Origin of the sequence: Candidatus Accumulibacter contiguus (genome assembly GCF_036625285.1) — a bacterium.
GTDB lineage: Bacteria > Pseudomonadota > Gammaproteobacteria > Burkholderiales > Rhodocyclaceae > Accumulibacter > Accumulibacter contiguus.
Window position 1 is genome coordinate 3,727,829 of the sequence record NZ_JAZKUC010000001.1, and the last position, 13,597, is coordinate 3,741,425.

General features: G+C 62.4%; 9 protein-coding genes and 4 pseudogenes. 5 read left to right on the top strand and 8 right to left on the bottom strand.

The features are described 5' to 3' along the window. Positions 1-53 precede the first annotated feature (53 nt). A pseudogene (locus V5B59_RS17600) lies at positions 54-320 on the top strand (SDR family NAD(P)-dependent oxidoreductase); the annotation flags it as partial. A 133-nt stretch (positions 321-453) separates the two neighbouring features. Here V5B59_RS17600 and V5B59_RS17605 read toward each other — a convergent pair. The 3 pseudogenes from V5B59_RS17605 to V5B59_RS17625 all read right to left on the bottom strand — a co-directional run. Continuing rightward, positions 454-1,878, bottom strand: a pseudogene (locus V5B59_RS17605) (SpoVR family protein); the annotation flags it as partial. A 9-nt stretch (positions 1,879-1,887) separates the two neighbouring features. Then, positions 1,888-3,174, bottom strand: a pseudogene (locus tag V5B59_RS26295) (YeaH/YhbH family protein). Between the two features lie 42 nt (positions 3,175-3,216). After that, a pseudogene (locus V5B59_RS17625) lies at positions 3,217-5,141 on the bottom strand (PrkA family serine protein kinase). Between the two features lie 27 nt (positions 5,142-5,168). On the opposite strand from V5B59_RS17625, the gene V5B59_RS17630 reads away from it, so the two are divergent. After that, positions 5,169-6,197, top strand: a complete 1,029-nt coding sequence (locus tag V5B59_RS17630) for a sensor domain-containing diguanylate cyclase (protein ID WP_332352132.1) — start codon at positions 5,169-5,171, stop codon at positions 6,195-6,197. A 200-nt stretch (positions 6,198-6,397) separates the two neighbouring features. Here the strand turns inward: V5B59_RS17630 and V5B59_RS17635 are convergent, their stop codons facing one another. Continuing rightward, positions 6,398-7,123 (bottom strand): SDR family oxidoreductase, encoded by a 726-nt coding sequence (locus V5B59_RS17635; RefSeq protein WP_169068964.1) that lies wholly within the window; start codon positions 7,121-7,123, stop codon positions 6,398-6,400. A 36-nt stretch (positions 7,124-7,159) separates the two neighbouring features. Here V5B59_RS17635 and V5B59_RS17640 point away from each other — a divergent pair, with 36 nt between their 5' ends. After that, positions 7,160-7,960 carry a helical backbone metal receptor gene (locus tag V5B59_RS17640; RefSeq protein ID WP_169068965.1) on the top strand — a complete coding sequence of 267 codons (801 nt, stop codon included), beginning with the start codon at positions 7,160-7,162 and terminating at the stop codon, positions 7,958-7,960. 34 nt (positions 7,961-7,994) lie between these two features. Here V5B59_RS17640 and glpK read toward each other — a convergent pair whose 3' ends face one another. Beyond that, positions 7,995-9,506: a glycerol kinase GlpK gene (gene glpK / locus V5B59_RS17645; RefSeq protein ID WP_288132487.1), complete on the bottom strand. Its 1,512-nt coding sequence runs from the start codon at positions 9,504-9,506 to the stop codon at positions 7,995-7,997. A 124-nt stretch (positions 9,507-9,630) separates the two neighbouring features. Between glpK and pyrC the strand changes: the two genes are divergently transcribed. Further along, a complete protein-coding gene (gene pyrC / locus V5B59_RS17650; RefSeq protein WP_034918833.1) occupies positions 9,631-10,665 on the top strand; it encodes a dihydroorotase in 1,035 nt (344 codons plus the stop codon). Between the two features lie 46 nt (positions 10,666-10,711). Continuing rightward, positions 10,712-11,137 (top strand): hypothetical protein, encoded by a 426-nt coding sequence (locus V5B59_RS17655; protein WP_034918829.1) that lies wholly within the window; start codon positions 10,712-10,714, stop codon positions 11,135-11,137. Positions 11,138-11,292: 155 nt separating this feature from the next. Here V5B59_RS17655 and V5B59_RS17660 read toward each other — a convergent pair whose 3' ends face one another. The 3 genes from V5B59_RS17660 to V5B59_RS17670 form a co-directional block, all read right to left on the bottom strand. After that, positions 11,293-11,430 carry a hypothetical protein gene (locus tag V5B59_RS17660; protein WP_169068967.1) on the bottom strand — a complete coding sequence of 46 codons (138 nt, stop codon included), beginning with the start codon at positions 11,428-11,430 and terminating at the stop codon, positions 11,293-11,295. Positions 11,431-11,550: 120 nt separating this feature from the next. Further along, positions 11,551-12,726 carry a class I SAM-dependent methyltransferase gene (locus V5B59_RS17665; protein WP_248594605.1) on the bottom strand — a complete coding sequence of 392 codons (1,176 nt, stop codon included), beginning with the start codon at positions 12,724-12,726 and terminating at the stop codon, positions 11,551-11,553. Positions 12,727-12,730: 4 nt separating this feature from the next. Next, positions 12,731-13,582, bottom strand: coding sequence for a hypothetical protein (locus V5B59_RS17670; RefSeq protein WP_332352133.1), 852 nt, complete (start codon positions 13,580-13,582; stop codon positions 12,731-12,733). Between the last annotated feature and the right edge of the window lie 15 nt (positions 13,583-13,597).

Below are 13,597 nucleotides of genomic sequence, written 5' to 3' on the forward strand. Positions count from 1 at the left end.
CGCCGTCGCAGCAGAGCCGCTGCCGGCGAATCTTCCCGATCCTGGCTTCCCGCATGCTCAAGGTCTTCATCACCGGCGCCTCGTCCGGCATCGGTTGGGCACTGGCCGAATACTACGCGCGGCAAGGAGCACAACTCGGACTGGCTGCGCGCCGGGCCGAGCCTTTGCAACGACTGTCCGCACGCTGGCCCGGCCAGGTCCGCTGCTACCCGCTCGATGTCACCGACGCCGCGTCCTTGCGCGCCGCCGGCGCAGACTTCATCGCGGCGCGCGGCGTTCCCGACATCGTGATCGCCAATGCGGGCGTCTCGATCCGCACCCCGATGACTGCCGCCAACCCTTTCCCGATGCCTTTCCTGATGCCGGCCGACGACGCTTTCGAGATGACCGGGAAGTCATTCCCCCACAAGCGGCGCTGCGACGTGCTTGAGCACTTCATTTGATCTCGTCGCGATGCCTTGTCGTGCAGCGGGCGCCGTTGTGGTCGTTGTGCTGCGTGTGGCGCAGGCACCAGCGAACGGTCGCCGCGCAGGTTGACGCTCCACACCTGGATATTGGGTTCGCGCGAACCCAGGTCGTACTGGCGCGACATCGCCTCGCGCAGAACGCGATAGCCGGCCTCGTCGTGGATGGCGGAGACCTCGAGCGTCGGCGCTTTCTCGTCGTCGACGATGGTGAACAGCCGGAAGGCGCGCATCAGGCGCGGCGACAGGTACTGGCCGATGAAACTTTCGTCCTTGAAGTTGCGCATCGCGTGATCGAGCGTGGCCAGCCAGTCGCTGCCGGCGATGTCCGGAAACCAGTCGCGGTCTTCGTCGGTCGGCGCTTCGCAGATGCGCTTGATGTCGGAGTACATCGCGAAACCCAGCGCATAGGGATTCATGCCGTTGTAGGCCGGGTGGCCGACCGGCGGCTGGAATACGACATTGGTATGCGACTTGAGCCACTCGATCATCAGGCCGTCGGCGAGGTGAGCCGTCGTCGTACAGGGTGTTCAGCAGATGATGGTGCCAGAAGGTCGCCCAGCCTTCGTTCATCACCTGCGTCTGCCGCTGCGGGTAGAAGTACTGCGCCACCTTGCGCACGATGCGAACGATTTCGCGCTGCCAGGGTTCGAGCAGCGGCGCGTTCTTCTCGATGAAATAGAGCAGGTTTTCCTGCGGCTCGGCGGGAAACGTGTCGCTTCCTTCTCGGCGGCCTCCTTTTCCGGTCGCCGCGGCAGCGTGCGCCAGATTCATTCACCTGCTGCTGCGCATAGGCTTCGCGATCCGCCGCGCGCGCACGTTCCTCGCCGAGGCTCAGCCGGCTCGGCCGGCGATAGCGGTCCACACCGTAGTTCATCAGCGCATGGCAACTGTCGAGCAACAACTCGACCGCGTCGATGCCGTGACGCTCTTCGCAGCCGGCGACGTAGTCTTTGGCGTAGACGAGGTAGTCGATGATCGACGAGGCGTCGGTCCACATCCGGAACAGGTAGTTGCCCTTGAAGAAGCTGTTGTGGCCGTAGGCTGCGTGCGCGATCACCAGCGCCTGCATGGCCATCGTGTTCTCTTCCATCAGATAGCTGATGCAGGGGTTGGCATTGATGACGATTTCGTAGGCCAGACCCATCTGGCCGCGCCGGTAGTTCCGGTCGGTGGCAATGAATTCCTTGCCGTAGCTCCAGTGGCGGTAGTTGACCGGCATGCCGACCGAGGCATAGGCGTCCATCATCTGTTCGGCGGTGATGATCTCGAGCTGGTTGGGATAAGTGTCGAGGCCGAAGCGCCGGGCGGTGCTGCGGATGACCTCGTGGTACTGATCGAGCAACTCGAAGGTCCAGTCGCTTGGCGCCGGCAGCTTCGCCGCCGATGCTTGGGCCGGCAGCGGCCGGTCGATCCTCGGGGGTCAAGGATGTCGTTCATTTTGCTCCTCACCTTCCTTGCTGAACAGCTCGCGAAATACCGGATAGATCTGGTCGGACCGTACTGGCCTTGCGCATCGCGAAGGCATCGGAGATTCCGCCAGCGCTGCGTATTCCTGCCACAGGTTCTGCTCCTGCTCGACCACCTGGATATAGGCGAAGTAGCGGCACAGCGGCAGAAGTCTTCGCCAGCAGTTTGCGGCAGCGCGCGCTGTCGTTGTGCCAGTTGTCGCCATCGCTGGCGTGTGCGCCGTAGATGTTCCATCCGCTGCTCGGGTAGCGAGCGCGGATGATCTGCTCCATCAGCACCAGCGCGCTCGAGACGACGGTCCCGCCGGTTTCCGTGGCGTGGAAGAAGTCGTGCTCGTTGACCTCCTGCGCCTGCGTGTGATGGCGGATGAAGACGAGGTCGATCCGTTCGTAGTGCCGGGTCAGGAAGAGGTAGAGCAGGATGAAGAAGCGCTTGGCCAGATCCTTGCGCGCCTCGTCCATCGAACCGGAGACATCCATCAGGCAGAACATGACCGCCTTGGCGGTCGGCACCGGCGTCCGCACGCGGCTGCGATAGCGCAGATCGATCGGGTCGAGGTAGGGGATGCGCTGGATGTGCGCGCGCAGCGCTTCGATGTCATGCTCGAGCGCTCGATCTCCTGCCGGCGCGACGGGTCAAGCGGCGGTGCGAGCAGGGCCTCGAGCAGTGCTTCGAGACGGATCAGTTCGCGCCGCGATTCGCTGCCGAGCGCGATGCGCCGGCCGATGGCGCCGCGCATCGAGCGCACGACATGCAGGTTGTTCGGCGTACCGTCGCTGGAAAAGCCGGCCCGGTGCGTCTTGTACTCGGGCGTGTCGGCGAGCGTGGTGCGGATCAGATTGGGCAGCGCCAGGTCGTCGAAGAAGACCTGCATGAACTCCTCCTTCGTCAGGTGGAAGACGAAGTCGTCTTCTCCCTCGCCGGAATCGCCGGCCTGCCCGGAACCGCCCCGGCCAGCGCCGCCCTGCGGACGGTCGATGCGGTCACCGCGAACGAAATCCTGGTTGCCCGGATGCACCATTTCGCGTCGGCCGCCCGGGCCGTGGCCGAACACCGGCTCGCTGATGTCGCGGCGCGGGATGTGGATGTCCTCGCCCTGGGCGATGTCGCGGATGCCACGCCCGGCGACGGCGCGCTTCACCGCTTCGCGGATCTGCTCCTTGTGGCGGCGCAGGAAGCGCTCACGGTTGCCGATCGACTTGTTCTTGCCGGCCAGCCTTCGATCGATGATCTGTTGCAAGGGATGTCCTCCACGCCCGTTGATCGTCACGAATGTCACGGGTCACGAATTCTTGCGAACGCGCAGATACCACTCGCACAGCAGCCGCACCTGCTTCGACGTGTAGCCCTTGTTGACCATGCGATTGACGAAATCCTCGTGCTTCTTGACATCGTCGGCGCTGGCCTTGGCATTGAAGCTGATGACCGGCAGCAGTTCTTCGGTGTTCGAGAACATCTTCTTCTCGATCACCGTGCGCAGCTTTTCGTAGCTGGTCCACAGCGGGTTCTTGCCCTGGTTGTTGGCGCGCGCGCGCAGCACGAAATTGACGATCTCGTTGCGGAAATCCTTCGGGTTGGCGATGCCTGCCGGCTTTTCGATCTTCTCGAGTTCGGCATTCAGCGAGGCGCGGTCGAACACCTCGCCGGTGTCGGTATCGCGATACTCCTGATCCTGGATCCAGTAGTCGGCGTAGGTGACGTAGCGGTCGAAGATGTTCTGGCCGTACTCGCTATAGCTTTCCAGGTAGGCGGTCTGGATTTCCTTGCCGATGAATTCGGCGTAGCGCACCGACAGGTGTTCCTTGATGAACGCGAGGTACTTCGCCTCGGTTTCGGCCGGGAACTGTTCGCGCTCGATCTGCTGTTCGAGCACGTACATCAGGTGCACCGGGTTGGCGGCGACCTCGGTCGAGTCGAAGTTGAACACCTTGCTGAGGATCTTGAAGGCGAAGCGGGTCGAAATGCCGCTCATGCCTTCATCGACGCCGGCGTAGTCGCGGTACTCCTGATAGCTCTTGGCGCGCGGATCGGTGTCCTTCAGGTTTTCGCCATCGTAGACCAGCATCTTCGAATACAGGCTGGAGTTTTCCGGCTCCTTCAGGCGCGTCAGCACGGCGAACTGCGCCATGATCCGCAGGGTACCCGGCGCGCAGGTGGCTTGCGCCAGCGAGGAACCGCGCAGCAGCTTCTCGTAGATCTTCACTTCCTCGGAGACGCGCAGGCAATAAGGCACCTTGACGATGTAGATGCGGTCCAGGAAAGGCCTCGTTGTTCTTGTTGTTGCGGAAGGCTTTCCATTCGCTTTCGTTCGAGTGCGCGAGCACGACGCCGTCGAAGGGGATCGCGCCGAAGCCTTCGGTGCCCTTGAAATTGCCTTCCTGCGTCGCAGTCAGCAGCGGGTGCAGCACCTTGATCGGCGCCTTGAACATTTCGACGAACTCGAGCAGCCCCTGGTTGGCGAGGCACAGACCGCCCGAAAAGCTGTAGGCGTCGGGGATCGTCCTGGGCATAGGTTTCGAGCTTGCGGATGTCGACCTTGCCGACCAGGCTCGAAATGTCCTGATTGTTCTCGTCGCCGGGCTCGGTCTTGGCGATGCCGACCTGCTTGAGCACGCTCGGGTAGCGCTTGACGACCTTGAACCGGCGGATGTCGCCGCCGAATTCTTCCAGCCGCTTGACCGCCCACGGCGACAGGATGCGCGTTGAGGTAGCGGCGCGGAATGCCGTATTCCTTGTCGAGGATGGCGCCATCCTCGTCCGGATCGAACAGGCCGAGCGGCGACTCGTTCACCGGCGAACCCTTGATCGCGTAGAAAGGCACCTCCTGCATCAGCGACTTCAGGCGCTCGGCGATCGAACTCTTGCCGCCGCCGACCGGGCCGAGCAGGTAGAGGATCTGCTTCTTTTCCTCGAGCCCCTGCGCCGCGTGGCGGAAGTAGCTCACCACCTGCTCGATGGCGTCTTCCAGCCGTAGAACTCGGCGAAAGCCGGATAGATCTTGATCACCTTGTTGGCGAACAGGCGCGACAGCCGCGGGTCGTTGCGGGTGTCCACCGTCTGCGGCTCGCCGATCGCGCGCAGCATGCGTTCGGCGGCGCTGGCGTAGCTCAGCGGATCTCGCTTGCACGCCGCCAGATAGTCCTCCAGCGAAAGCTCCTCTTCGCGGGTGCGGTCGAAGCGGGCGGCAAAATGACTGACGATGTCCATGTTGTTCTCCAATTCCGAGTCAGTGAAATGAAGGAGGATTACGAGATCAATGTCGACCCCGATCTGGCCAACAAGGATGCGCTGACCATATTCATCAATTATCGGGTCTTCGATTACGCCGGCCGCTATATCGGCGCTACCGGCATCGGTCTGACCGTGGATGCCGTCCGGCATTTGATCGCGCTGTATCAGGAGCGTTTTCACCGGACGGTCTATTTTGTCGACCAGCAGGGCCGAATCGTCCTGTTCGCCGATCAGACCGGACTTCATCCGGATCTGCGCACCAATCCCGGCGTGGGGCCGCTGGTGGACCGGATCCTGGAAGAGAAAAAAGGCTCGTACCAGTTTACAGTGGCCGGTGACAACCACATCCTCAACGTCAATTATCTGCCCGAGTTGAAATGGTATCTGTTCGTCGAACAGAATGAGGAAGTCGCGCTGGCCAAGATCCGCCATACCTTATACGTCAATTTGGCGATCAGTATGGTCGTGACGCTGATCGCCATCTATCTGACTTATCTGGCGCTGGGGCGCTATCAGTCGCGGATCGAGGAGATGGCTTCGAGCGACGAACTGACCGGGCTGCTCAATCGTTACGCCTATTCGATTCTGCAGGAACGCATGCTGGCAAGCTGGCGTCGTACGCCTAAGCCGATCAGCGTCCTGCTGATCGATATCGATCACTTCAAGTCGGTGAACGACCGTTATGGGCACCTGTTCGGCGACCGGATTCTGGCCGCCGTGGCCAGACTATTGCGCGAGGTATCGAGGAATTCGGACATCGCGGTGCGTTGGGGGGGCGAGGAATTCCTCTTGGTTCTGGCGGATTGCGGCCAGGAGAACGCGCTGCGGATTGCCGAAAACCTGCGCGAACGGATCGCCAGATCGCCTCTCGGGCCACCGGAGGCGATGCTGGTGACAGTCAGCGTCGGCGTTGCCGAATTCGATGGCGCGCAGACATTTGACCGTACCATCGCTTGTGCCGACGAGGCACTGTATGCCGCAAAGAAGGCAGGACGCAATCGCATCTGCTCAGCCGAAACGACGACAACTTGATCGAGCTCGCCCACGCCTGACCGAATCAGATATCGTTGCGCACCGATCGGACATCGGGCGCAAGCAGCGGCACGGGCGCGGCTGCCCCGACAGTCCGGCATCGGACGAGAGGGACCAGACCTGTCGAAGTACGTTTACCCTCGGGACTTGTCTCAGACTCTGCCGGAGATCAACGCCAGGCGACTCCCCCTTGCCGAGTCTCACCATTCGATCACTTGACCATCACGGAAGAAACCACCGCTCGGGCCGTCGTCCGGCAGCAGTGCCGCCCATACGATTCCTTTGGCACCCTCTTCGGCGCTGCGGGTAGCGTTCTCGCCACCCATCCCGGTACGGCACCAGCCAGGGCAGACCGAATTGATCTTGATCGGAGTGCCTTCCAACTCCTTGGCAGTGAGGCGAGTCAACGCGTTGAGTGCCGCTTTCGACATCCGGTAGCCCGGCCAGAAGCCGCCCATCTGGGCCAGTTGCCCCATGCCGGACGAGACGTTGACGATCCGCCCCCAGCGATTTTCGCGCATCAAGGGTACAAGCACCTGAATCAGTCGCAGCGGCGCGAGCGCGTTGCAAGCGTGCGTCGCCGCCACCAATTCCGGATCGACCACGAAAACGCTGGCCGCCTGCGGAACCACGAAATCCGCTGCTTCGAGAAAAACGCCGGCATTGTTCACCAGAATGTCGGCGCGGCCAAACTCGCGGCGCAGGCGGGCGCCAAGGGCGGCAACGGCGCCTGCATCGGTAACGTCGGCGATGTGCGGCAGAACCTCGTGCCCACTCTCGCGCAATTGTCGGGCTGCATCTTCGATCGCTTCGGCGCCGCGCCCGACCATCAGTACCATGCACCCGGCGGCGGCAAGGTCGCGCGCCACGGCGAAGCCGATGCCACGCGCGGCACCGGTCACGACGGCAAGTTTCTGAGCTAGCATGCTTGTCTCCTGTTATTTGAACGTGGAGCCTTCATCATGCAATGGTCTGACGCGCTCGGCAAGCTGCACACTCGCTATCCCGGCACGCCGCGCATCGTCTCGCTGGTGCCCAGCCTGACCGAGTTGCTGGTCGACCTCGGCCTCGCCGAACTGCTGGTCGGTCGCACCGGTTTCTGCATCCATCCGCGGCAGGTCGTCCGGCGGGTGCCGAAGCTCGGCGGCACCAAGGGTTTCGACATTGACAAACTGCGCGTGCTGCAGCCTACGCATGTACTGGTCAACATCGATGAAAACCGTCGCGAAGAAGTCGAAGCTCTGTCCGATTTCGTTCCACACCTGATCGTCACCCACCCGCTGGCCGCCCGCGACAACCTCGAACTGTATCGCATGCTGGGCGGGATTTTCGGGCGAGAGAAAGAAGCCGAGGCCTTGTGTGCCGACTTCGAGCACGCATGGGCAGCGCTCGGCGCACTGGCCAACGGGCTACCGCGGCAGCGGGTGCTCTACCTGATCTGGCGAGAACCCTGGCTCAGTGTTGCCCGTGACACCTACATCTCGCGTATGCTGGCTGCCGCCGGCTGGGATACGCTGCCACTGGCAAGCCTGGTTCGCTATCCGGAAATCGATCTGCCGGAGTTGGTGCGGGAAGCCGAGATCGTTTTTCTTTCCAGCGAGCCCTACCCCTTCCGTGCCAGGCATCTGCATCCATTGACAGAACACCTGCCGGGCATTCGCGTGGCTCTGATCGACGGCGAAATGGTCTCCTGGTATGGCAGTCGCGCGATCCAGGGACTCGCTTATCTGCGCGAGCTGCGCGCCAGCCTCGCCGAGCGCTGATGAATCTTCAGTGCACACCAGAACGTCATGAGGCTCACTCGTCATCCAGCGCCCAGCCCTTGCAGCGTTCGACCGCCTGGTGCCATCGCCGGAACAGACGTTGGCGCTCGGCCTCGTCGATGCGCGGCGTATAACGGTTGTCGAGCTGCCATTTTGCGGCCAGCTCCGAACGGCTGCTCCAGAAACCGGTGGCCAGTCCGGCCAGATAGGCGGCGCCCAGGGCGGTGGTCTCGACAATCCGCGGCACTTCCACCGGCACCCCGAGAATGTCGGCCTGGAACTGCATCAGCAGACGGTTGACCGAGGCGCCGCCATCGCAGCGCAAATCCTTGAGGGTGATTCCGGAATCGCGCTGCATCGCCTCGATCACGTCGCGCGTCTGGTAGGCCATGCTCTCGAGCACTGCCCGCACGAGGTGTCCCTGGGTGGTGCCACGGGTGATGCCGATCAGCAGGCCGCGGGCGTAGGGATCCCAGTGTGGTGCGCCCAGACCGACCAGTGCCGGCACAAAATAGACGCCTTCGTTGTCCGGCACCGAGCGCGCCAGCGCCTCGACCTCGGCAGCCGATTGAATGATCTTCAGACCATCGCGCAGCCACTGCACGGCCGCGCCGGTGATGAAGATGGCGCCTTCCAGAGCATACTCGACCGGCTCGTCGCCAATCCCCCAGGCGATGGTGCTCAGCAGTTTTTCCTTGCTGAAGACCAGTTTTTTGCCGGTATTCATCAGCACGAAGGAACCGGTGCCATAGGTGTTCTTGGCGAGACCCGCGCCGTGGCAGGCTTGCCCGAACAATGCCGCCTGCTGGTCGCCGGCGATTCCCGCGACGGGAATACCGTGTGTTCCGAAGAACATCTCCGGATCGGTCGATCCGAAAATGCACGCAGAAGGCCTGACCGCGGGGAGAACCGCCTTGGGGATATCGAGCAGTTCGAGAATTTCTTCGTCCCAGCGTAATTCCTGAATGTTGTACAGCAGCGTACGCGAAGCGTTGGAATAGTCGGAGACATGCGCCTTGCCACCGGTCAACTGCCAGACCAGCCAGCAATCCATGGTGCCAAAAGCGATTTCGCCGCGCTCTGCGCGCGCGCGCAGACCGTCTACGTGATCCAGCAGCCACTTCACCTTGGTGCCGGAGAAATACGGGTCGATCACCAGACCGGTCTTGTGGCGGACCCATTCCTCCAGTCCCCGCTCTTTCAGCTCGTCGCAATAGCGTGCTGTCCGACGGTCCTGCCAGACAATGGCCCGGGCCACCGGCCTGCCGGTGGCCCGATCCCAGAGCACTGTCGTTTCCCGCTGGTTGGTGATGCCGATGGCTTGCAGATCGCTGGCTCGGACACGCGCGACGCGCAGGGCTTCGCCGATGACCCTGACGGTCACCTGCCAGATCTCCTCGGCGTCGTGCTCCACCCAGCCAGGCCGGGGATAGTGCTGGGCGAACTCGGAATAGGCTCGGCCCTTGACCTGCCCGTCGTGGTCGAAGATCAGCACCGTCGAGCCGGTAGTGCCCTGGTCGATCGCGAGAACGTAGCCTTCACTCATGGTTCGAGAGTCTAGGCAAGTATCGATCGACCGGTCAAGGGATATCCTGGCTGCACGATCTGCTGGAATGGCGCCAGCACTGTTAGAATCTGGAATTCCGTGATTTCCTTCTTCAGACGCAAGCATGCAGATCACCATCACTCGTCCCGATGACTGGCACCTCCATCTGCGCGATGGTGCGGCGCTGGCAGCGGTCCTGCCGCACACGGTGCGCCAGTTTGCCCGCGCCATCGTGATGCCCAATCTGCGCCCGCCAATCACCACGGTCGCCGCTGCCCAAGCGTATCGTGCGCGCATCCTCGCCGCGCTGCCGCGGAGCGTGGCTTTCGAACCACTATTGACCCTCTATCTGACCGACAAAACGCCCGCCGACGAAATCCGCCGTGCCGTCGATTGCGACAGCGTGCACGCCGTCAAGCTCTACCCGGCCGGAGCGACGACCAACTCCGATTCGGGAGTGACGGATGTCGATCGATGCGCGCCAGCGCTGGAAGCGATGGCCGAGCTGGGAATGCCTTTGCTGGTGCACGGCGAAGTGACCGACCCGACGATTGATGTATTCGATCGCGAGCGGGTGTTCATCGAGTGCGTGCTGCGACCTCTGCTGGCGCGGCACCCGCAGCTCCGGGTCGTTTTCGAACATATCACGACCGCTGACGCCGCCAACTTCGTTGCCGATTGCGGGCCGAATGTCGCGGCGACGATCACTGCTCACCACCTTCTTTACAACCGCAACGCCATTTTTGCCGGTGGGGTGCGCCCGCATTACTACTGCCTGCCGGTCCTCAAGCGCGAGAGGCATCGCCAGGCACTGCTGCGCGCGGCCACTTCAGGCAACCGTAAATTCTTCCTCGGAACCGATTCCGCGCCACATGCGCGCACCGCCAAGGAGACCGCCTGCGGTTGCGCCGGTTGTTACACGGCACATGCAGCGCTCGAACTCTACGCGGCAGCCTTCGAGTCGGCAGGCGCTCTCGATCGGCTGGAGGCCTTCGCCAGTTTTCATGGCCCGGACTTCTACGGTTTGCCGCGCAATGGCGGCCAGGTAACGCTCGAACAGCAGGACTGGCGTGTACCCGAAACCTACGCGTATGCTGATGACGATCGGCTGGTCCCCCTCGGGGCTGGCGAGTGGCTGCACTGGCGGATGCTCGACTGATGCCGCCACCAGGTTCCGGAATTCGCCAGAGGAAATTTCCTTGTCATTGAAAAAGCTGCTCCCCTGCTTGCTTCTGCCTCTGTTGATGGCCTGTTCGGATCAGCGCGCGTCTTTCGAAATTGCCTCGCGCCAGCATTCGCTGACGCTGATTCGTGTTCAGAACTTTTTCTGGGAAAAAACCGCCAGGTACGCGATCGTCGCGGCGCGCATGCCCGATTGCCAGCGGCGGCACGAGATGGGACCGGGAGGTGCTGAAAGCAGGGTAGAGGTCTATGCGCCGGGTAACGATGCCTGGATTCTCAAGCAAGGCAAGCGCATGTTTGTCGTCGAAACGCGCAGCTGCGAGGGCTTTGCGAAACTTGACGGAGAACCCGACGGTGGCATGGGCCCCTTGCAGGGAACGTTCCAGATGCGCAGCGGGACGCTTTCCTTTGTCGCCGCACCGCCGAGCGAGGCGCCAGTCGCGCAGTGAGCGGGGCATGGTGCGCCTGGTCACATCGGTAAAAGTTGACCCATCGATCGGATCGGGCAGCGCTTCCTCCTTCTGCAGGCACCGGCAGACCTACCGGTTTGCTCGCCGTCTCTTTAGGGTTCGGGTTCAGGCCGCGAGTGTGGCTGCGCTGCAGCTCACTTCTTCTTGACTTCGGGTGTGTGCGAGCCGGCACTCGACGATGTTCCACCAAAAGGTGTCGTCGGCACGACGGGCTTCTGGGGTTGCTTCGGTTTCTTGACTTCGCGATTACTGCGTAACTGACTCTTGGCCATGCGGATTCTCCTTAAGCTGTTGCAGTGTGGCATGCCAGATGGCACGCGCCAGCATACGCGCTATTTAGCTCACACGGAAGGGGTTGGTGGAGCTGCTGCCAGAATTGTCCATCGTCAAGCCTAGAGTGCCGCGCTGCGGTCGCCGTTGACGAAGCCCAGTAGTGGTTCGCTGATGCCTTTACCAAGGGCGATCACCTTGAAAAGTTCTCCCATTTCCGCTGGTGAAACCAGTTTTTGTGCCGCGTTGGCGAGCGGCAGGTAGCGCATCGGGTCGCTCGCCGGCGTTCTTGCCAGGATCTCGGTCAAGCCGCAGTTGAAGAGAAAGTTCGACTGCGTGGTGTAGCCCAGCAAATCCAGTCCGGCCTCACAGCCTGCTTCGACGATGGCGGTGAAGTCGACATGCACCGTGATGTCCTGCAAGCCCGGCAGGTAGAAGGGTTCACCATGTGCGTGGTGACGGTAGTGACACATCAGCGTGCCAGCATCGCGCTGCGGGTGGTAATATTCGCGCCGCGGAAAGCCATAGTCGATCAGAAGCAGCGCACCGTGTCCCAGGATCGCGGCCCATTGCGCCACCCAGGCCGGCGCCAGCAGTGCGATTTCACTCAGATAGCCGGGTGCTATCGCACATTCCGCGGCCAGAACTCGGGCACGTTCGAGCAGCCGGCCATTGGCCGGGCGATCGCTCCAGATGAACTGCCCATCCTTGACCGCAACACCGCGCTCGGCGATTGTTGCCCCGTTCCAGCTCACGAGATGTGCCGGCATCGCATCGAGCACTTCGTTGGCTAGCACCAAACCATCGAAATGCTCGGGCAGGTGGTCAAGCCAGCGTACGCGTGGCAGGAGATGCGGTGCACGCTTGCCAAGCGTTTCGTGCTGGCGGGCACACAATTCACCGGACACTTCGAGGATGCCGTAACATTTGGGAAGCTGGTCGCGCCGAGCCAGTTCAAGCAGCAGGTCGGCGGCGAGTTGCCCGCTCCCGGCGCCAACCTCGACGATTTGTGGAGAAGTCAGTGCAAGCAGTTGCGCTGCCTGCGCGGCCAGGGTCTGAGCGAAGGTCGAGCCGAGCTCCGGTGCGGTAATGAAATCTCCGCCTGCGCCAAACTTGTGCGCACCACCGGCATAATAGCCCTGAGCTGGTGAGTAGAGCGCGAGATCCATGAAGCGATCGAAGCCGATCCAGCCGCTTGCGGCTTCAATCCGCGCCGCGATGTCGCGGCTCAGCGCTGCGCTGCCGGCCAGCGCATCGGCCGTCGGAACGGGCAGCGAGGCTGCGATCCGGGCAGTCAATGCTTCACTGTTCGCAGACTTCGAAGCGGACCTGGCCGTACACTTCCGGATGCGTCGTCGCCAGCCAATGCTCCGCCTCCGATTCTGCACGCGCCCAGGTGGCTGCGCGCAAGGGCACGAACTGCTTGCGGTCGTCGGCTTCGGGCCATTCGAGCGTGTAGCTGTGGAAACTACCGTGCCCTTGCAGGTGGATCTTGCACGTCATACTCGGCGGTTCGCGATGCAGTCGGGCAGTCGTGCCGTCGGTCAGCCGCAGCCGGTAGCGCGGTCCCTTGCCCTGGTATTGCACGATGAATTCCTGTTGCCCGGCGTCTTCTTCGATGATCTGCCACTCGGCACAAGCTTCGATGATCGCCCCGATCGGCAGATCCTCTTCATCGCGAATGACTTCAGCATTTACCGTGTGGGTTTGCTCTGCCTGGCCTTCGAGGAGTTCGTGCCAGGGCAAGCCCTGCCGGGTCGGCGGTGCAAACGGAAGGGCGTGCTTGCCCTGGCGAATACGGGCAAAGAGCGAGGATTTCCGGATATCTTCGAGGTCAATCGACGGAAATGTCGAGCGTGGGTCGGCACGAAAGTTGCCAGCTCCCATGTAGCCGACATTCCACAGTGTTTTCAACCACTCGGCGGTGTCGAGAGCGAGCTGTGCCAGGTGATCGTCAAGCTCAGCGCTGTGCGCCTCGGTTTCTCGCCGGAGGGTTGCTTCCCCGGCCAGCAATTCAGCTTCGCGTGCGCGCGCGCGCAGTAACTCCTGCAGCAGGACGCTGACCCATTCGGCTTCGGCTGCCGGGAGTTTGCCGATACGCTCGGTAATCATCATCAGATCGTCGGCGTCGAGGGGGGTGTCCAGGTGGCTCATCAATGATCTCCCAAT

What these genes read in the sequence shown, in the direction of transcription:
- V5B59_RS17630 (WP_332352132.1), top strand. Translation starts at nt 5,169, where the DNA reads ATGAAGGAGGATTACGAGATCAATGTCGACCCCGATCTGGCCAACAAG.
- V5B59_RS17635 (WP_169068964.1), bottom strand. Translation starts at nt 7,123, where the DNA reads ATGCTAGCTCAGAAACTTGCCGTCGTGACCGGTGCCGCGCGTGGCATC.
- V5B59_RS17640 (WP_169068965.1), top strand. Translation starts at nt 7,160, where the DNA reads ATGCAATGGTCTGACGCGCTCGGCAAGCTGCACACTCGCTATCCCGGC.
- glpK (WP_288132487.1), bottom strand. Translation starts at nt 9,506, where the DNA reads ATGAGTGAAGGCTACGTTCTCGCGATCGACCAGGGCACTACCGGCTCG.
- pyrC (WP_034918833.1), top strand. Translation starts at nt 9,631, where the DNA reads ATGCAGATCACCATCACTCGTCCCGATGACTGGCACCTCCATCTGCGC.
- V5B59_RS17660 (WP_169068967.1), bottom strand. Translation starts at nt 11,430, where the DNA reads ATGGCCAAGAGTCAGTTACGCAGTAATCGCGAAGTCAAGAAACCGAAG.
- V5B59_RS17670 (WP_332352133.1), bottom strand. Translation starts at nt 13,582, where the DNA reads ATGAGCCACCTGGACACCCCCCTCGACGCCGACGATCTGATGATGATT.